17 protein-coding genes are annotated in these 17513 nt (G+C 68.3%); 10 read left to right on the forward strand and 7 right to left on the reverse strand.

Annotated features, from left to right (window positions below; translation table 11 throughout):
- Positions 1-6 precede the first annotated feature (6 nt).
- The 6 genes from ACXJLH_RS12010 to ACXJLH_RS12035 all read left to right on the forward strand — a co-directional run bounded on the left by ACXJLH_RS12010 (position 7) and on the right by ACXJLH_RS12035 (position 5722).
- Positions 7-447 (forward strand): hypothetical protein, encoded by a 441-nt coding sequence (locus ACXJLH_RS12010; RefSeq protein ID WP_457320002.1) that lies wholly within the window; start codon positions 7-9, stop codon positions 445-447.
- Entirely contained in the window at positions 444-1229 is a 786-nt protein-coding gene (locus tag ACXJLH_RS12015; RefSeq protein WP_457320000.1) for a DUF2145 domain-containing protein, read from the forward strand. Before ACXJLH_RS12010 ends, ACXJLH_RS12015 begins: the two co-directional genes overlap by 4 nt.
- 134 nt (positions 1230-1363) lie before the next feature.
- A complete protein-coding gene (locus ACXJLH_RS12020; protein ID WP_457444277.1) occupies positions 1364-3268 on the forward strand; it encodes an MFS transporter in 1905 nt (634 codons plus the stop codon).
- Positions 3265-3519, forward strand: coding sequence for a hypothetical protein (locus tag ACXJLH_RS12025; protein ID WP_457319996.1), 255 nt, complete (start codon positions 3265-3267; stop codon positions 3517-3519). The genes ACXJLH_RS12020 and ACXJLH_RS12025 overlap by 4 nt, the downstream gene beginning before the upstream one ends.
- Positions 3516-4256, forward strand: coding sequence for a prolipoprotein diacylglyceryl transferase (locus tag ACXJLH_RS12030; protein ID WP_457319994.1), 741 nt, complete (start codon positions 3516-3518; stop codon positions 4254-4256). The genes ACXJLH_RS12025 and ACXJLH_RS12030 overlap by 4 nt, the downstream gene beginning before the upstream one ends.
- Positions 4253-5722 (forward strand): radical SAM protein, encoded by a 1470-nt coding sequence (locus ACXJLH_RS12035; RefSeq protein ID WP_457444279.1) that lies wholly within the window; start codon positions 4253-4255, stop codon positions 5720-5722. Before ACXJLH_RS12030 ends, ACXJLH_RS12035 begins: the two co-directional genes overlap by 4 nt.
- Here the strand turns inward: ACXJLH_RS12035 and ACXJLH_RS12040 are convergent.
- The 3 genes from ACXJLH_RS12040 to tgt form a co-directional block, all read right to left on the reverse strand.
- On the reverse strand, positions 5688-6197 hold the full coding sequence (locus ACXJLH_RS12040) for a hypothetical protein (protein ID WP_457444281.1): 510 nt from the start codon (positions 6195-6197) through the stop codon (positions 5688-5690). The two genes, ACXJLH_RS12035 and ACXJLH_RS12040, sit on opposite strands and share 35 nt — an antisense overlap.
- A 154-nt stretch (positions 6198-6351) precedes the next feature.
- On the reverse strand, positions 6352-6894 hold the full coding sequence (gene cysC, locus ACXJLH_RS12045) for an adenylyl-sulfate kinase (RefSeq protein ID WP_457444283.1): 543 nt from the start codon (positions 6892-6894) through the stop codon (positions 6352-6354).
- Between the two features lie 14 nt (positions 6895-6908).
- Entirely contained in the window at positions 6909-8036 is a 1128-nt protein-coding gene (gene tgt, locus ACXJLH_RS12050) for a tRNA guanosine(34) transglycosylase Tgt (RefSeq protein ID WP_457444285.1), read from the reverse strand.
- Between the two features lie 68 nt (positions 8037-8104).
- On the opposite strand from tgt, the gene ACXJLH_RS12055 reads away from it, so the two are divergent.
- Together ACXJLH_RS12055 and ACXJLH_RS12060 are read left to right on the forward strand one after the other, a co-directional pair.
- Complete coding sequence (locus ACXJLH_RS12055; protein ID WP_457444287.1) at positions 8105-8908, forward strand: substrate-binding periplasmic protein; 804 nt, start codon at positions 8105-8107, stop codon at positions 8906-8908.
- 21 nt (positions 8909-8929) lie between these two features.
- The gene (locus ACXJLH_RS12060; protein ID WP_457444289.1) at positions 8930-9535 is read left to right on the forward strand and encodes an IMPACT family protein; all 606 of its coding nucleotides are present in this window, start codon (positions 8930-8932) and stop codon (positions 9533-9535) included.
- Here ACXJLH_RS12060 and queA read toward each other — a convergent pair.
- On the reverse strand, positions 9487-10551 hold the full coding sequence (gene queA / locus ACXJLH_RS12065; RefSeq protein WP_457444291.1) for a tRNA preQ1(34) S-adenosylmethionine ribosyltransferase-isomerase QueA: 1065 nt from the start codon (positions 10549-10551) through the stop codon (positions 9487-9489). The genes ACXJLH_RS12060 and queA overlap by 49 nt on opposite strands.
- Positions 10552-10688: 137 nt before the next feature.
- On the opposite strand from queA, the gene ACXJLH_RS12070 reads away from it, so the two are divergent.
- Positions 10689-11441 carry a substrate-binding periplasmic protein gene (locus tag ACXJLH_RS12070; RefSeq protein ID WP_457444293.1) on the forward strand — a complete coding sequence of 251 codons (753 nt, stop codon included), beginning with the start codon at positions 10689-10691 and terminating at the stop codon, positions 11439-11441.
- Between the two features lie 19 nt (positions 11442-11460).
- Here the strand turns inward: ACXJLH_RS12070 and ACXJLH_RS12075 are convergent, their stop codons facing one another.
- Positions 11461-13836, reverse strand: a complete 2376-nt coding sequence (locus tag ACXJLH_RS12075) for a YCF48-related protein (RefSeq protein WP_457444295.1) — start codon at positions 13834-13836, stop codon at positions 11461-11463.
- Positions 13837-13993: 157 nt separating this feature from the next.
- Between ACXJLH_RS12075 and recG the strand changes: the two genes are divergently transcribed.
- Positions 13994-16027 (forward strand): ATP-dependent DNA helicase RecG, encoded by a 2034-nt coding sequence (recG, locus tag ACXJLH_RS12080; RefSeq protein WP_457444297.1) that lies wholly within the window; start codon positions 13994-13996, stop codon positions 16025-16027.
- Positions 16028-16054: 27 nt separating this feature from the next.
- Here the strand turns inward: recG and ACXJLH_RS12085 are convergent, their stop codons facing one another.
- Positions 16055-16243, reverse strand: a complete 189-nt coding sequence (locus ACXJLH_RS12085; RefSeq protein ID WP_457444299.1) for a hypothetical protein — start codon at positions 16241-16243, stop codon at positions 16055-16057.
- A 126-nt stretch (positions 16244-16369) separates the two neighbouring features.
- Entirely contained in the window at positions 16370-17491 is a 1122-nt protein-coding gene (locus ACXJLH_RS12090) for a 6-phosphofructokinase (protein ID WP_457444301.1), read from the reverse strand.
- Positions 17492-17513 lie beyond the last annotated feature (22 nt).

Raw genomic sequence — 17513 nt, forward strand, 5'->3', positions numbered from 1 at the left:
CCTTTGATGAAGCGCCTGCTCGCCCTCTCCAGCCTGTCACTCGCCCTGGCCCTGCCCGCCCAGGCCCACAACAGCCCGTCCGAGGCCAGCGCGGTGCTGTCCCTGGCGCCCGTCGTGCTGTCGGTCGGCGCGGTCAGCGCTGGCGGCGTCGCACTCAGCGCCATCCCCGCCGGCATCCTGTCGGCCGGCGTGACGTTGGTGGTGGTGTCCGTCGAGGTCGTCGGCAGCGCGACGGTCTGGGTCCTGGAGCGCGCCTCCGACGGCGCCCGCATCAGCATCAAGGCCACCGGCAAGCTGGCCGAGGGCGTCGTCGTGTCCACCGGTGCGGCCGTCGTCGTCTCCGTCATCGGCGCGGGCACCCTGCTGTCCGCCGCCGGCGAGGTCATCGCCTTCATCCCCAATGAGATCGGCAAGGCCCTGCTCTACAACGAGCAGGTGAGCCGTTGAGGCAGGCCCTCGCCCTGGCCGGCGCATTGGCTGTCGCAACCGCCGCCCACGCCGGCCGGCCTTGCGAGGAGAAGCAGCCAACGGCGCGCCAGATCGAGCAGGGGCTCAACCTCGCCCAGGCCACGGCCCGCCAGCTCGATGCCAGCGGCGCCCAGGTCGTCGTCCTTGCCCGCGCCGGGCAGGACCTCTCCAAATACGGCCTGCAATGGTCCCACCTGGGCTTTGTGTACAAGGACACGACGCAGCAGCCGGCCGTCTGGCGCGTCATGCACAAGCTCAACAACTGCGGCACCGACCATGCGGCGCTGTATCGCCAGGGCCTCGGTGAGTTCTTCCTCGACAACCCGCACCGCTACCAGGCCGCCTTTGCCGTGCTCAAGCCTGAGTTGCAGCAGGCCTTGCTGCCCGTGCTGACGGACAACAGCCGTGTGGCGCGTTTCAACGAGCGCCGCTACAGCATGGTGGCCTATGCCTTCGGCACCACCTACCAGCAGAGCAACCAGTGGGTGCTGGAGACGCTGGCCGGCAGCGCCGGCTCCGGCATCTCCAATCGACGCGACGCCCAGGCCTGGCTGAAGTCCCAGGGCTACCAGCCTACCGACCTGCACCTGTCCACACTGACCCGCCTGGGCGGCCGCATGACCCAGGCCAACATCGCTTTCGACGATCATCCGAGCGCGCGTCGTTTCAGCAGCCATATCGACACCGTCACCGTGGATTCGATGTTCACGTGGATGCAGCGCGCCGGCCTGTCCCAATCACCCCAACTCGTCCAGCAATGACGGAATAGCCCACCCCCTACCGGCTTCGCCGGCCCCCTCAAGGGGGCACCGCCAGTGGACCGGCAAAGCCGGATCCACGGCAGTCACTGGGTGGTGCACCATGACTCGGCCCATCCCCCTCTCCGGAACAACGCATGTCTGATCCTCATTCGCATCCGAATCAATTTGCGCTGCTGGGCCAGCGCCGCTTTGCGCCCTTCTTCTGGACGCAGTTCCTCGGCGCCGCGAACGACAACGTCTTCAAGTTCGCGTTCACGCTGATGATCACCTACCAGCTGCAGCTGGACTGGCTGCCGTCCAAGATGGCGGGCCTGGTCATCGGGGCGCTGTTCATCCTGCCCTATGTGCTGTTCTCGGCCACCAGCGGCCAGCTGGCCGACAAGCACGACAAGGCGCGGCTGATGCAGCTCGTGAAGAGCCTGGAGATCGCCATCATGGTGATCGCGGCCTGGGGCTTCTACGCGGCCAATGTGCCGGCGCTGCTGGGATGCGTCTTCCTGATGGGCCTGCACTCGACGCTGTTCGGTCCGGTCAAGTACGCCTACATGCCGCAGCAGCTCAGCGAGCGCGAGCTGACCGGTGGCAATGGCATGGTGGAGATGGGCACCTTCGTCGCCATCCTGCTGGGGCAGCTGCTTGGCGGCATCCTGGTCGATACACCGGTCGTCGGTCCCCAGCACGTGGCCTGGGCCTGCCTGGCGCTGGCCGTGGCCGGCCGGGTCACCGCGCAAGCCATTCCCGCCAGCCCGTCGACCGACCCCGACCTCGTCATCAACTGGAACCCCTTCACCGAGACTTGGCGCAATCTGAAGATCGCACACGAAGGCCTGGCGGTGTTCCGCTCGCTGCTGGGCATTTCGTGGATGTGGTTCTTCGGCGCCGTGTTCCTGAGCAACTTTCCCGCGTTCGCGAAGGAAGTGCTGCATGGCAGCCCGCAGGTGGCGTCGCTGCTGCTGGCGGTGTTCTCCATCGGCATCGGCATCGGCTCGCTGATGTGCGAGATGCTGTCCAAGCGCCATGTCGAGATCGGCCTGGTGCCGCTGGGCGCCATCGGCATGAGCGTGTTCGCCATCGACCTGTACTTCGCCGCCTCGGGCCTGCCCGCGGCCGAGCCCTACAGCGTCAGCGCCTTCCTGAGCGTGACGGCGCATTGGCGCGTGCTGGCCGACCTGACGCTGCTGGCGCTGTTCGCCGGCCTGTACAGCGTGCCCATGTATGCGCTGATCCAGCTGCGCGCCCAGCCCAGCCACCGCGCCCGCATCATTGCGGCCAACAACATCCTGAACGCGGTCTTCATGATCGCCAGCTCCGTCATCGCCGGCGCCATGCTGGGCGCGGGGCTGACCATCCCGCAGATCTTCCTGGCCGTCGGCATCGCCAACGCGATCGTCGCGTTCTACATCTTCCTCATCGTGCCGGAGTACCTGCTGCGCTTCGCTGCCTTCGTGCTGACGCGCATCGTCTATCGCTTCCGCGTCGTCAACGACGAGCGCATTCCCACCACCGGCCCGGCCGTGCTGGTGTGCAACCACGTCAGCTTCGTCGACGCCGTGCTGCTGATGGCTGCCAGCCCGCGGCCCATCCGCTTCCTGATGGACGCGCAGATCTTCCGCATCCCCGTGCTCGGCTGGATGTTCAAGCTCGCCAAGGCCATTCCGATCGCGCCGCAGAAGACCGACCCGGCCACCTATGAAGCCGCCTTCGCGGCCGCCCGGGCCGTGCTGGCCGATGGCGAGATGGTCTGCATCTTCCCCGAGGGCGGCATCACGCGCGACGGCGAGCTGCAGCCTTTCAAGGGCGGCGTCATGAAGCTCATCGAAGGCATGCCCGAAGTGCCCGTCATCCCGATGGCGCTGGGCAATCTGTGGGGCAGCTATTTCTCGCGCGTCGAGGGCGGCAAGGCGATGGTCAAGCCGATGCGGCGCGGGGTGTGGAGCCCGGTCAGCCTGACAGTGGACCGGCCGATGCCGATGGCCACCGTGTCGCCTGATGGCCTGCGCACCCGCGTACAGGCGCTGCTGGCCGGAGCAGCGTCATGAGCGAGGACGTCAACCCCGTCGGACGGGCATCGCTCATCCTCGTGCTGATCGTGGCCACGCTGGGCTTTGGCGCAGCAGGCCTGTGTGGCGCGGCCTTCACGCTGATGTCGCTGCCCGACATGTTCTCCAACAGGGCTGAGAACTATGCGGGCGCCATACTCGTCATCGCGGTGCCCAGCCTGCTGATCGGCGGCGGCCTGACCTGGTGGTGCGGGCGGGCGCTATGGCGGCAGTTCAAGCGCCAGCCTTGATCGCCGACGCCACCACAGCCGCCTGGGTTCACAGCGCTTTTGCCTACGCGGGCATGGCCATCGGCGCAGCGATGTGGCGCGCCACGCTGCGGCGCCAGCCCACCGGCGGCGCGCTGGCACCAGGCAACTTTGGCGTGCTCGTCGGCCTGTTGATCGGCGCGGCTCTGGGCAACAAGCTCGTCTTCCTCATCGAGCGGCCGGACGTGGCGCTGGCCATCTGGCAGGGCCAGGCCCTCGCGCCTGGCCAAAGCATCGTCGGCGGCCTGCTGGGCGGGCTTCTTGGCGTGGAGATCGCCAAGAAGCTGACCGGCCAAACCCGCAGCACCGGCGACGCCATGGTGCTGCCCATCGCCGTCGGCCTCGCCATTGGTCGCATCGGCTGCTTCCTCGCCGGCCTGCATGACGACACCTACGGGCTGCCGACGGCGTTGCTCTGGGGCGTGGACTTCGGCGACGGCATCCCGCGGCACCCAACCCAGCTCTACGAGATCGCCGTCGTGCTGGTCCTCGGCATCACGCTGAGCCGCGCGCGCTTCACCACACCCGGCCTGGCCTTCAAGCTCTTCCTGAGCGCCTACCTGCTGTGGCGCTTCGCAGTCGAATTCCTCAAGCCCGTGCCGGTCCCTTATCCGCTCGGCCTGTCCGGCATCCAATGGACCTGCCTCATCGCGCTCGCCGTCTACACCCCCATCGTGCTGCGCGCCTGGCGCCGGCCGCCCTTGCTCGCCACGCCATGACCCGCAAAGTCCGTCCCTACCTGTTCTACGACACGACGCAGTCCGTCTGCACGACCTGCCTGCGCCCTGTCGAAGCCAAGATCGTCATCAAGGACGATCACGTCTACATGGACAAGTGGTGCCCCGCCCACGGCACCGAGCGCGTGCTGGTCAGCGACGACGCGGCCTACTACCGGCAGTGCCGCGAGGTGTTCGTCAAGCCACCGGAGATGCCGCAGAGATTCGCGACGCCGATGAAGTACGGCTGCCCCTATGACTGCGGCCTGTGCCCCGACCACATGCAGCACAGCTGCCTGTCCCTCATCGAGATCAGCGACCACTGCAATCTGCGCTGCCCGACCTGCTATGCGGGCTCAGGCCCCGAGCGGCTCAGCCACCGCACGATGGAGGAAGTCATCGCGATGCTGGACGCCGTCGTGGCCAGCGAGGGCGAGGCCGACGTCGTGCAGATCTCGGGTGGCGAGCCGACGCTGCACCCGCAATTCTTCGACATCCTCGACGCTGCCAAGGCCCGGCCCATCAAGCACCTGATGGTCAACACCAACGGTCTGCGCATCGCCCAGGACGAAGCCTTTGCCGAGCGGCTGGCCGGCTATGCACCGGGGCTGGAGGTCTATCTGCAGTTCGACTCGCTGCGGCGCGAGGCGCTGATGGACCTGCGTGGCGCCGACCTGCGCGGGCCGCATGACGCTGCGCTGGCCAGGCTGGACGCGCTGGGCATCTCGACCACGCTGGTCATGACCGTCAAGCGCGGTGTGAACGACGACGAGATCGGCGACGTGATCCGCCACGGCCAGAGCTATGCCTGCGTGCGCGGCGTGACGCTGCAGCCCATCCAGAACGCCGGCCGTGTCGAGGCCTACGACGCGGCGAAGCACCGCCTCACCGTCAGCGAGCTGCGCCGCCGCATCGCCGAGCAGAGCGGTGTGTTCACGCTGGCCGACGTGCTGCCGGTGCCCTGCAACCCCGACACGCTGGCGATGGCCTACGCGCTGCGCAGCCAGGACAAAGAGAAGGGCCTGGTGCCCCTGACCCGCTTCCTCGACGCCGCCACGCTGCTGTCCGGCGACCGCAGCACCATCGTCTTCGAGGGCGACCCGGCGCTGAAGGCCTCGGTCTTCAAGCTGTTCTCGACCAACCACTCGCCCGAGAGCCAGTCCAACTGCCTGTCCGAGCTGCTGTGCTGCTTGCCCAAGATCGACGCGCCCCAGCTCAGCTATCGCGACGTCTTCCGCGTGCTGATCGTGCAGTTCATGGACGCCCAATCGCTGGACATCCGCGCGCTGAAGAAGAGCTGCATTCACATTGCCCGGCCAGATGGCCGCATGGTGCCCTTCGAGGCCTACAACCTGTTCTATCGCGACGAGCGCCAGACCGAGCTGGCTCACATCCGCGCCGAGATCGATGCGCAGCGCGAGCAGCGCCTGCACTTCAAGCCGAAGGCGGTTCCACTCGTGCGCGCCTGAACAACCGCTTCACCCTCAGCTTGATCGCCCGCGCGGTACGCCAGGCCGAGCTGGCCCGCACCCAGGCCAGCAGCTCGGTCTTCCAGGCCGTCCAGCGAGCATAGAAGCGGGCGAACCAGGGCAGCTGCATCAGCGCCGGCTGGATGAGCTGGAACAACCATGCCAGCAGCGCCGTGCCCAGCAGTTTGGCCGCAACGACGATGCCCACGCCCAGCATGACGTGGCCCTCGGCCACCAGCCAGACGGCAGCCAGCTTGATCGGCAGGATCAGCAGGCTGGGCAGCACCAGCACGACGAAAGCCCAGCGCGGCGGCAGGCGCTGGAGCAGGGCCTCGACCTGGCGGATGAGCGGCAGCTTGGCCAGCAGCGCGAAGACGCGCCGCAACGGCTCCCAACCCCATTCCTCGAACAGGATGAGCAGGGCCAGGACGACGCGGATGAGCCAGCGCAGCGGAGCGAGCATCGACTTCAACATGGTCGGGGATCATGCCAGGGCGACGACGCAGTGCCAGAATCCCGGCGGCCCGTTGCGCCGGCCCGATTCCAGGCCATGGACGACCCGGTTTTTCCAGCTGCGTGACACCCCCACCGGGGATCTGTCCGCCGGGCAAGGGTGACGCAGGCGATCGCTAGCCGCTGATGACGCCGGCCGCGCGCAGGTGCTCGAACGCCACGGCGGCGGCCTCGTCCGGCGACAGCGTGGCGGTCTGCAGGTGCAGCTCGGGCGACACCGGCGGCTCATAGGGCGAATCGATGCCGGTGAAATCCTTCAGCAGGCCGGCGCGGGCCTTTCGGTACAGCCCCTTGGGATCGCGCGACTCGGCAACGGCCAGCGACACGTCCACGTAGACCTCGAAGAACTCACCCGGTGCGAAGCGTTCGCGCACCGCCTGGCGGTCGCGCCGGAAGGGCGAGATCAAGGCCACGATGACGATCAGGCCCGCATCGGCCATCAGCCTTGCGACCTCGCCCACGCGGCGCACGTTCTCGGCCCGGTCTTCGGCGCTGAAACCGAGGTCGCGGTTCAGGCCGGTGCGCAGAACGTCACCGTCGAGCAAGCAGGTGAGCAGGCCATGGGCACGCAGGCGTTGATCAAGCCGACCGGCCAGCGTGGACTTGCCGGCGCCCGACAACCCTGTCAGCCAGACCACCGCGCCGCAAGGACGTTCCACTGCGGCGCTCATGTTCAAATGCCGCGCGCCCGATCGGCGTGGAACTGCACCCGCCAGGCCTCAAAGCGGCCTGCATCCAGCGCGTCGCGCATCTCCTGCATCAGGTTCAGGTAGTAGTGCAAGTTGTGCACGCTGGTCAGCATCGGGCCTAGCATCTCGCCACAGCGGTCCAGGTGGTGCAGATAGGCGCGGCTGAAGCCCTTGCAGCATTCGCAGCTGCAGGTCTCGTCGACCGGCTTCTCGTCGGCCTTGTAGCGGGCATTGCGCAGACGCAGGTCGCCAAAGCGCGTGAACAGATGGCCGTTGCGCGCATTGCGGGTGGGCATCACGCAGTCGAACATGTCGATGCCCTGGGACACGCCTTCGACCAGGTCCTCCGGCGTGCCCACGCCCATCAGATAGCGCGGCTTGTTCGCCGGCAGCTGGTGGCCGGTGTGTTCCAGGATGCGCTGCATCTCGGCCTTGGGCTCGCCGACTGACAGGCCGCCGATGGCGTAGCCCGGCAGGTCCAGTTCGGCAAGGCCCGCCAGCGACGCGTCGCGCAGGTTGGTGAACATGCCGCCCTGCACGATGCCGAACAAGGCGTTCGCGTTCTCCAGCCGGTCGAACTCGGTGATGCAGCGCTTGGCCCAGCGCAGGCTCAGCTCCATGGACTGCTTGGCCTCGCGCTCGGTCGTCAGCACGCCCTTACTCTCATACGGCGTGCACTCGTCGAACTGCATGACGATGTCGGAATTGAGGATGGTCTGGATCTGCATGCTGACCTCGGGGGTCAGGAAGAGCTTGTCGCCATTGACGGGCGACGCGAACTTGACGCCTTCCTCGCTGATCTTGCGCATGGCGCCCAGGCTCCAGACCTGGAAGCCGCCCGAGTCGGTCAGGATGGGCTTGTTCCAGCTCTCGAAGCGGTGCAGGCCGCCGAACTGGGTGACGACGTCCAGGCCCGGCCGCATCCAAAGGTGGAAGGTGTTGCCCAGGATGATCTGCGCACCCATCTCCTGCAGCGAGCGCGGCGTGACGCCCTTGACCGTGCCGTAGGTGCCCACGGGCATGAAGATGGGCGTCTGCACGACGCCATGGTTGAGCGTGAGCGTGCCGCGGCGGGCGCGGCCTTCGGTCTTGAGGAGGTCGAACTTCAGCATGGGGGCGCGATTGTCGCAGCCGGCCGGGGCTGGACGCGAAGCTGCCGAACCGCCACCATCGGCCCATGATGCGCGCATCGCTCCAGCCGCTGATTGCAGGCCTGCTGCTCGCCCTGATAGGGGAGCAGGCGGCCGCCCAGGCCTGCGGCCCGTACACAGCGGCGCTCTACCCCTATGCCCGCTTCTATTACGAAGACCCGCATACCGGGCCCGCCGGCATCGACAAGGACATGTTCGACGAGCTGGCGCGCCGTTCGGGCTGCCAGTTGCGGCTGGTGGTCGAGTCGCGCGTGCGCATCTGGGACCAGATGCGGCGCGGTGGCGTGCAGCTGACGCTGTCGGCGCTGGTGAGCCCGGAGCGCCGCGAGATCGCCGAACTGGTGCCCTATGCCCAGGGCCGCTACCAGGTGCTGATGCGCCGCGAGCTGGCGGCGCGCACCCCGACCATCGCCGCCTTCGAGGCCAACACCGAGCTGCGGCTGCTGGACGTGCGCGGCTATGCCCATGGCCCGACCATCGACGCCTGGGTGCAGCGCATGCGCAGCCAAGGTCGCCTCGTTGAGGCCGGCGACTTCAAGACCGCCACTCGCATGCTCAAGGCCGGCCGCGCCGACGCCCTGCTGGCCCTGCCCAGCGGCTGGGGCATCGCCATGGCCGCCTTCGACGACCCGGACGAACTCGTCCCCGTGGACGTCACACCCACCGAGCGCAATGCCGTCGCGCTGGCCATGGTGCGCAGCATGCCGGAGGACGACCGCCAGCGGCTGCGCCGCGCGCTGCAGGCCATGCTGGCCGAGGGCAAGGTCCACGAGATCCTGCGTCGCCATCTCGGCGACAAGGGCGCCCGAGCTGCGGCCTATACGGGTGACTGAGCACGGGACAATCCCCGCCACATGTCCCTGACCCTCGCGGCACCTGCCGAACACGAACTCGTCATCAAGAAGAGCCGCTTCCTCGGCCGCGTCGAGCCGTGCGCCGATCGCGCGGCCGCCCTGGTCCGGGTCGCCGAGCTGCGCGCCGCCCACCCCGGCGCGGCCCATGTCTGCTGGGCCCTGCTCGCCGGCGGGCATTCGGCCGCCAACGACGACGGCGAACCCGGCGGCACCGCGGGCCGGCCCATGCTGGACGTGCTGCGCCACCAGGGCCTGGACGGCGTGCTGGCGACCGCCGTGCGCTACTGGGGCGGCGTCAAGCTGGGCGCCGGCGGCCTGGTGCGCGCCTACACGGACTGCATCGCCAAGGCCCTGCTGACGGCCGACAAGATCGAGCGCGTGGCCCAGGTGGAGCTGGGCTGCGAGCTGCCCTATGAGCTGGAAGGCCGGCTGCGGCGGCTGGCCGAGCAGCATGGTGCCCAGCTCGTCGACGTGAAGCACGAGACGCGCGTCAGCATGCGCTTCAGCTTGCCCGTGACGGCGCGGGCCGCCTTCACAGCCGCCGTCGACGAAGCGGCTCAGGGCCGTGTGGCCTGGATGCGAGAGAGCAGCATCGCATCGCCATAGCTGAAGAAGCGGTAGCGCTGCGCGATGGCGTGGCTGTACAGCGAACGGATGCGCTCGTAGCCCGCAAAGGCGCTGACCAGCATCATCAGCGTGCTCCTGGGCAGGTGGAAATTGGTGACGAGGCGGTCGACGACGCGGAACTGGAAGCCCGGCGTGATGAAGATGTCGGTCTCGCGGGCACCCGCTTCCAGCTGACCGCCGCGCGCGGCCGATTCCAGCGCGCGCAGCGTCGTCGTGCCGACGGCCACGACGCGGCCGCCGCGCGCATGGCAGGCGGCGACGGCGTCCACCGTCGCCTGCGGCACCTCGAACCATTCGCTGTGCATCTTGTGGTCGGCCAGCTGCTCGACGCGCACCGGCTGGAAGGTGCCGGCGCCCACATGCAGGGTCACATGGGCGCTCGCAACGCCACGCTCGGCCAGGCGGGCGAGCAGGGCTTCGTCGAAATGCAGGGCCGCCGTCGGCGCGGCGACGGCACCGGGCTCCTTGGCAAACACCGTCTGGTAACGGCGCACATCGTCTTCGCCGTCGGCATGGGCGATGTAGGGCGGCAGCGGCACATGGCCGTGCGCCTCCAGCAACGCGAAGGGGTCGCCGGCGAAGCGCAGATGGAAGAGGCCGTTGTCCGGCCCGCAGCGGCCCAGCACTTCGGCATCGAAGGCATCGGCAAACCGCACGCGGCTGCCCGGCTTGGGGCTCTTGCTGGCGCGCAGATGCATCCAGACTTCCTGGGTACCTGGCAAGACTCGTTCGATCAGGGCCTCCACCGAACCGCCCGTCGCCTTCACGCCGAAGAGACGCGCCTTGATGACCTGGGTGTTGTTGAAGACCAGCAGGTCGCCAGGATTCAGCAGGTCGGGCAGCTCACGGAAGACGCGATCCACGAGGTCGGCGCCACTCGCGTCCAGCAAACGCGAGCCACTGCGCTCGGAGGCCGGGTGCTGAGCGATCAGCTCGGGGGGGAGGTCGAAATCGAAGTCGGCGACCGTGTAGGCGGTGGCTGGGGAGGAGCTCATGAGGCGCGTTGGAGGGCCGGACAGACCCGTGCCAAAGGGAGGACGCATTGTCCCATCGGGCCGACCGCGTCTTATTCCACACCGCCGGCCGCTTGGTCATACGGACGTCAGCGTTGTCACCCTAGACTCGCGGCCCCGTGAAGCGCCGTACCTGTCTCGCCCTGCCCGCTGTCTTCGGCCTGCCCGCCGTGGCGGTCGCGGCGCCGGCCGAGCGCGCGCTGGTGGGCTTCACCGAAAACCTGGCGCCGCTGAATTACCAGGACGGCGCCGACGTTCGAGGCTTCAGCGTCGAGTTGCTGCGCAAGATGGCGGCCGCCGTCGGCCTGCCACTGGAACTGCAGGTGCTGCCTTGGCAGCGCGCCGTGCAGATGGCCGAGACCCAGCCCGCCAGCGTGCTGTTCTCGCTGACGCGCACGCCCGAGCGCGAGTCACAGTTCCAGTGGGTCGGGCCGATCGCGCCGCGGCGCGTGCTGATCTACCGCCTGGCCAAGCGCGGCGACCTCAGCCTGCCCCAGCTCAGTGAACTGGGCGAGCGCCGCATCGGTGTCGTGCGCGACTCGGCGGCCGACCGCCTGCTGCAGGCGGCCGGCCTCAGGCCGGGCATCGAGCTCGAGCTCGGGCTGGACGACGCCGCCAACGTGCGCAAGCTGCTGGCCAGCCGCATGGAGTTCGTCGTGCTGCTGGACTGGGCCGCCGCCTGGGCCATGCGCCAGCACAAGCTGGACTACGCCACGCTGCAGCCGGTCATGGAGCTGGATGTCGCCCGCGCCTACTGGTACGGCCTGCGACCGGAGGCCGACCCGGCCTTGGTGAAACGCCTGCAAGCAGCGCTGGACGCGATGAAGCGCAACGGTCGCTACGAGCGGCTGAAGCAGCGCTACTTCCGCTGAAGCAACGCCGCCGGCGGCGTCAGTTGCCGCCGTTGCCCGTCGCCAGCACCAGGCCGTTGGCGCCGGTGATCCAGGCCGTGTTGGCATCCACCATCTGGATGGAACTCAGATTCAGGTTGGTGCCGCTGGACTGCTGGCGCCAGGTCTTGCCGCCGTCCTGCGTGGCCAGGATCAGGCCGCCGTCGCCGACGATCCAGCCCACCTTGGCATTGGCGAACTTGATGTCGCGTAGCACGCCATTGCTGCTGGGCAGCTTGACCAGGGTCCACTTGGCACCGGCATCCTCTGACTTGAGCAGCGTGCCTTCGCCGCCCACGGCCCACACCGTCTTGGCGTCGGTGAAGGTCACCGCAAAAAGGGCGGAGGTGGTGCCGGTGTAGGCCGCATTCCAGGTTGCGCCCGAGTCCGTGGAGACATGGATGCTGCCCGTGTTGCCCACGGCCACCCAGGACTGTTCACCCAGGCGCATCGAGATCACGCCATTGGGCAGGGTCATCTCCGTCCAGGTCTTGCCGCCATCACGCGTGTAGGCGAACTGGGCGCCCGAATAGCGCTGCGACCAGCCCAGCGTTTCGGTCTGGAAATAGACGGCCGCCAAGCTCACGCCCGCCGCCGTCGCCACATTCGTCCAGCTCTGGCCGAGGTCGGTCGACTTGTAGAGGCGGCCATCGTTGCCGACCAGCCAGCCCGTCTGCTTGTTGACGAACTGGACCGAGCGTGCGCCGTTGAAGCCGACGCTCTTGACCTCCCAGGTGATGCCGCCGTCCTTGGTGGCATAGGACTTGTTGTTGCCGTCGGTCATGAAGCCGTTCTTGGCATCGCCGAACCCCACCACGGCGATCTGGCTGGAGTAGCTGCCGTTGTCGGCGGCCGTGAAGGCCTTGGTCCAGTTCTGGCCGTTGTCCTTGCTAAGGTACATCGCGCCCTGGCCGTCCGAGGCGAGCAGGCTGCTGGCGTCGACGCGCCGGAAGCTGTCACTCGAATAGGAAAAGGAGTTCACGCCACCCGGCATGCTGATCTTGGCCCAGGTCTGGCCCGCATCACGGCTCAACCACAGGGTCGAGTAGTTGTTGGCGATGATGTCGCTGCCGCCGATCGAAATATAGGAGAAGGAGTAGTAATAGGGATCGGCCGGAGGTCCGGCCAGCGGCGTCCAGGTCATGCCGCCGTCGGTGCTGCGGATCATGCCGCTGTTGCCACTCGCCATCAGCGTCTTGGCGTCAGCCGAGACCTGATACAGGCGCTGGATGCCAACCGCCGTCCCGCCGGGCAGGTCCACCTTGGACCAGTTGGCGCCACCATCCACCGTCGTGTACACGGTCTCGGCATAGACGTACCGGTACGTTGTGTAGTCGTAGCTGGACGTCCGCGTGTAGGCCGCGAGATGTTGGTCATCCTGCGCCAGCATGGTGGCAGCCTCGAAGTAGTAAGACGTCGGCGGGAGCTTGAGATCGAGTGAGCTGGTGTAGGCCTGGCCACCGTCCGTGGACACGCGGACGCTGTTGTTCTGGATGAGCCAGAACTTGCCGCTTGACGTGATCTGGTAAGGCGTCGAAGTGACGGTCTTCCAGGTGAGACCTCCGTCCTTGCTGGTGAAGAACAGCCCCGTGCCGCCGTTGCTGATACCAGGCCGACCGATATAGACCGTCTTGGCGTCGACGGCGGTGATGACACCCAGGTCAGCGCTGCTCAGGTAGTACGAAGGGTCTCCAAACTTGGACACCGTCCAGGTGTTGCCGCCGTCGGTCGTGCGCAGCAGGGCGCCGAAGGCACCCGTGGCCCAACCCGTCTGGGCATCGAAGAACTTGATGCCGTAGATGGCCGCGTTGACGCCCGAATTCTGGCGAACCCAGGTGCTGCCGCCATCGGTCGTCTTGAAGATTTCACCGCTCTCGCCACCGCGCCAACCGGTAGTGGCGTTCAGGAAATAGACGGTGTTGACGTGATTGCCCGTCGGTCGGGGGTTTTGCCAGCACCAGCCGGTGTTCGATGCGCCGGTGCACTCGAGCCCGCGCACGTTGGCGATGTTGGTGATCGAGACCTTGGTGCGCGTTTCGCGGCTGCTTCCCGCTTCGTTGGTGACCTTGAGCACCACGTCGAACTCGCCACCGCTGGCAAAGCTGTGGCTGGGAGCGGCGTCGGTGCTGGTGCTGCCGTCGCCGAAGTCCCACTGGTACTTGAGCCCGGTGAGCGTACCGGCCGAATTGCCGAACGCCACGGCGGTGGCCGAATCGGACGTGGCCGGGGCGGTGATGGCAAGGTTTTCCGGAATGACCGTCGGCGCCGGCGCCGGGGGCGGCGTGCTGTCACCACCACCACCGCCACAAGCCGTGAGCACGGCGGCAGCCAGCATTCCCATTCCCAAAGCGCGCACGCGCAGCGTCAACTTCTGCATTGCAGACCCTCCCTGGCCCCGATCCGGGCTGTTTTTGTCGGGCCGGATTGTGATGCAAAAGGATGGCATGGCGTTGGCTTCGTCCGCTCGAATGAGGGGTTCGAGGCTCCCGACGCCGGGCGGTCGGCGCGCTGCTTTACGAACGCAAAATGCCGGCATGCCCGAGCCAGCCAAGTCCGCACCGCAGAAAGCGATGGAAAAGCTCGGCCTGCTGCGCGACATCGACCTGGCTCTTCACCTGCCGATGCGCTATGAGGACGAGACCCACATCGTGCCCATTGCCGCGCTGCGCGAGAACGAGCCGGCGCAGGTGGAGGGCGTCGTCGTTGACTGCCAAGTGGAGCTGCGCAGCCGCCGCCAGCTGCTGGTGCGCGTGAAGGACGATTCCGGCACGCTGCTGCTGCGCTTCCTGCACTTCTATCCCTCGCAGCAAAAGCAGATGTCGGCGGCCACCCGGCTGCGCGTGCGTGGCGAGGCGCGCGTCGGCTTCTTTGGCCGCGAAATGGTGCACCCCGTCGTCAAGGTCGTCGACGAGGACACGCCGCTGGCGCAGTCACTGACCCCCGTCTACCCGGCCTCGGCGCAGCTGCCGCAGGCCTATTTGCGCAAAGCCGTGGCCTCAGGCCTGGCGCGGGCGGATCTGCGCGAGATCCTGCCGGACGACATCGTGCCGCCAGGGCTGCCCAGCTTGAAGGATGCGCTGCATTACCTACACCACCCGCCGCCCAGCGCCTCGCAGGACGCGCTGCATGAGCACCATCATCCGGCCTGGCACCGGCTCAAGTTCGAGGAGTTATTGGCCCAGCAGCTGTCACAGTTGCAGGCCCAGCGCGAACGTGCACTGCTGGCGGCGCCGGCCCTGCGCGCCCACCCCGGTGGCCTGCACGAAAAGCTGCTTGCGGCCCTGCCCTTCCAACTGACCGGCGCCCAGCAGCGCGTGTCCGAGGAGATTGCGCAGGACCTGGCCCGGCCGCAGCCGACGCACCGGCTGCTGCAGGGCGACGTCGGCTCGGGCAAGACCGTCGTCGCCGCCCTGGCCGCGGCCGTGGCCATTGACGCGGGCTGGCAGTGCGCGCTGATGGCACCCACCGAGATCCTGGCCGAGCAGCATTTCCGCAAGCTGGTGCAGTGGCTGGAGCCGCTGGGCCTGAAGATCGCGTGGATCACCGGCAGCGTGAAGGGCAAGGCGCGGCAGAGGATGCTCGATGCCGCCGCCTCGGGCGAGGCCCAGCTCGTCATCGGCACGCATGCCGTCATCGAGGACAAGGTGAAGTTCGCCCGGCTAGGCCTGGCCATCATTGACGAGCAGCATCGCTTTGGCGTGGCGCAGCGGCTGGCCTTGCGCAACAAGCTCAAGGCGATGGACCTGGAGCCCCACCTGCTCATGATGAGCGCGACACCGATCCCCCGCACTCTGGCGATGACCTATTTCGCCGACCTCGATGTGTCCACCATCGACGAGCTGCCGCCCGGCCGCAGCCCCATCGTGACCAAGTTGTTCACCGAGTCCAAGCGGCACGACGTGCTCGACAAGATCCGCGGCGCCGTGGCGGATGGGACCCAGGTCTACTGGGTCTGCCCGCTGGTGGAGGAATCGGAGGCCATTGACCTGCGCAATGCCACCGAGACCCACGAGGAGTTGACCGCGGCATTGCAAGGCAGGGCCGTCGGCCTGCTGCATGGCCGCATGTCGTCCGGCGACAAGGCCGCGGTCATGGCGCAGTTCTCCAGCGGAGCGATGAGCGTGCTGGTGGCCACCACCGTCATCGAGGTGGGCGTGGATGTGCCCAATGCCAGCCTGATGGTCATCGAGCATGCCGAGCGCTTCGGCCTGGCGCAGCTGCACCAGCTGCGCGGCCGCGTCGGGCGCGGCGCCAAGGCGAGCGTGTGCGTGCTGATCTACAGCCCGCCGCTGTCCGACACGGGCAAGTCGCGGCTCAAGGCCATGGCGGAGACGACCGACGGCTTCGAGATCGCGCGGCGCGACCTGGACATCCGCGGCCCGGGCGAGTTCATGGGCTCACGCCAGAGCGGCGCCGAGCTGTTGCGCTTCGCCGACCTGCAGGAGGACGCGCCGCTGCTGGTCGCGGCCCGCAAGCTCGCCCCCGAGCTGCTGGACCGCCACCCGGTCGCCGCGGCGGCGCAGGTGAGGCGCTGGTTGGGCACCAAGGCGGAGTTCCTCAAGGCTTGAGCGGGCCCGCGAGGCCGGGGGATCAGCTCACTTGCAGGTGAAGCTCTTGGCGTTCACTTCCTTGACGTTGCCGATGCCGCAGGTGGCCACGGCCTGCTCGCTCATCTTGGCGATGGCGGCGGAGTCGGTCGTTGACGTGATGGGCGGCGCGAACACGCAGGCGCTGAGCAAGCTGGCGGCAGTCAGGGCGAAGGCGAAGGAAGCGAGACGGGTCATGCGATGTCCGGTGGAGGTTGAAAGCGCCGCAGCGTAGCGGCGGCAAGCACGGCGGTCGAAGGACGGCGGACAGAGCGTCGTTTCGCGCAGACAGGCTGCATCCGCGCCGGACGGCCTGCGCACTCGTCAGGCGCCCAGGCAGATGCCCAGGTCGCGCGCCGTGGCCAACGTATCGCCGTCCAGCGGCACGGTCTTCATGCGGCCGGCCACCTCGGCCAGCGGCACCGGTCGGACATCGTTGCCGTCCAGCGCGACCATGACGCCGCTCTCGCCTGCGGCCAGCGCGCGCACCGCCGCCGCGCCGAAGCGCAAAGCCGCGACCCGGTCGAAGGCCGTCGGGCTGCCGCCGCGCAGCAGGTGGCCGAGCACGACGCAGCGCGCGTCCTTGCCCGTCAGCCGCGCCAGCGCCTGGCTGACCTGCTCGCCCATGCCGCCCAGGCGCTCTGCATGGCCGGCCTCGGCCGGCGCACACAGCGCGCGCATGCCGCCCGCGGGGCAGGCCCCTTCGGCCACGACGACGAGGGAATAGGCCAATCCGCGGGCCTCGCGCTGCGCCACCATCGCCGCGACAGGCGCCAGCTCGAAAGGCAGCTCGGGCAGCAGGATGGCGTGGGCCCCGCCGGCCAGGCCGGCATGCAGCGCGATCCAGCCGGCATAACGGCCCATCACCTCGACGACGATGACGCGGTGGTGGCTGGCCGCCGTGGTGTGCAGCCGGTCGATGCATTCGGCCGCGAAGGCCACGGCGCTGTCGAAGCCGAAGGTGGTGACGGTGCGATCAAGGTCGTTGTCGATGGTCTTGGGCACGCCGACCACGTGCAGGCCACGCAGGGCCAGCCTGTGCGCAATGGCCAGCGAGCCGTCGCCGCCCACGGCCACCAGCGCATCGATGCCGTCGCGGGCCAGCGCTTCGAGCAGGTCCTGAGAACGGTCGACCAGGGCGACGCTGCCGTCGGCCTGAACGGTCGGGAAGGCGAAGGGGTCGCCCTTGTTGGTGGAGCCCAGCAAGGTGCCACCCAGTGCGGCGATGCCTTCGACGCACGCGGCCGTCAGCGGCGTGCAGCCGCCTTGGGGGTAGCGCTCGGGCCGCAACAGGCCGTCGTAGCCGTCGCGGATGCCGACGCAGGTCCAGCCGCGCTGCAGCGCGGCCCGCGTGACGGCGCAGATGACCGCGTTCAGGCCCGGCGCGTCGCCGCCACCGGTGGTGATGGCGATGCGGCGGATGGGCGGGGCGGTGTCGACAGGCATGGCCGGAAGTCTGCCACCCCGG

It is taken from the genome of Roseateles sp. P5_E4, assembly GCF_054049255.1.

What these genes read in the sequence shown, in the direction of transcription:
- ACXJLH_RS12035 (WP_457444279.1), top strand. Translation starts at nt 4,253, where the DNA reads ATGACCCGCAAAGTCCGTCCCTACCTGTTCTACGACACGACGCAGTCC.
- ACXJLH_RS12025 (WP_457319996.1), top strand. Translation starts at nt 3,265, where the DNA reads ATGAGCGAGGACGTCAACCCCGTCGGACGGGCATCGCTCATCCTCGTG.
- ACXJLH_RS12010 (WP_457320002.1), top strand. Translation starts at nt 7, where the DNA reads ATGAAGCGCCTGCTCGCCCTCTCCAGCCTGTCACTCGCCCTGGCCCTG.
- ACXJLH_RS12075 (WP_457444295.1), bottom strand. Translation starts at nt 13,836, where the DNA reads ATGCAGAAGTTGACGCTGCGCGTGCGCGCTTTGGGAATGGGAATGCTG.
- ACXJLH_RS12040 (WP_457444281.1), bottom strand. Translation starts at nt 6,197, where the DNA reads ATGTTGAAGTCGATGCTCGCTCCGCTGCGCTGGCTCATCCGCGTCGTC.
- ACXJLH_RS12090 (WP_457444301.1), bottom strand. Translation starts at nt 17,491, where the DNA reads ATGCCTGTCGACACCGCCCCGCCCATCCGCCGCATCGCCATCACCACC.
- tgt (WP_457444285.1), bottom strand. Translation starts at nt 8,036, where the DNA reads ATGCTGAAGTTCGACCTCCTCAAGACCGAAGGCCGCGCCCGCCGCGGC.
- ACXJLH_RS12020 (WP_457444277.1), top strand. Translation starts at nt 1,364, where the DNA reads ATGTCTGATCCTCATTCGCATCCGAATCAATTTGCGCTGCTGGGCCAG.
- ACXJLH_RS12060 (WP_457444289.1), top strand. Translation starts at nt 8,930, where the DNA reads ATGTCCCTGACCCTCGCGGCACCTGCCGAACACGAACTCGTCATCAAG.
- queA (WP_457444291.1), bottom strand. Translation starts at nt 10,551, where the DNA reads ATGAGCTCCTCCCCAGCCACCGCCTACACGGTCGCCGACTTCGATTTC.
- ACXJLH_RS12055 (WP_457444287.1), top strand. Translation starts at nt 8,105, where the DNA reads ATGCGCGCATCGCTCCAGCCGCTGATTGCAGGCCTGCTGCTCGCCCTG.
- recG (WP_457444297.1), top strand. Translation starts at nt 13,994, where the DNA reads ATGCCCGAGCCAGCCAAGTCCGCACCGCAGAAAGCGATGGAAAAGCTC.
- ACXJLH_RS12085 (WP_457444299.1), bottom strand. Translation starts at nt 16,243, where the DNA reads ATGACCCGTCTCGCTTCCTTCGCCTTCGCCCTGACTGCCGCCAGCTTG.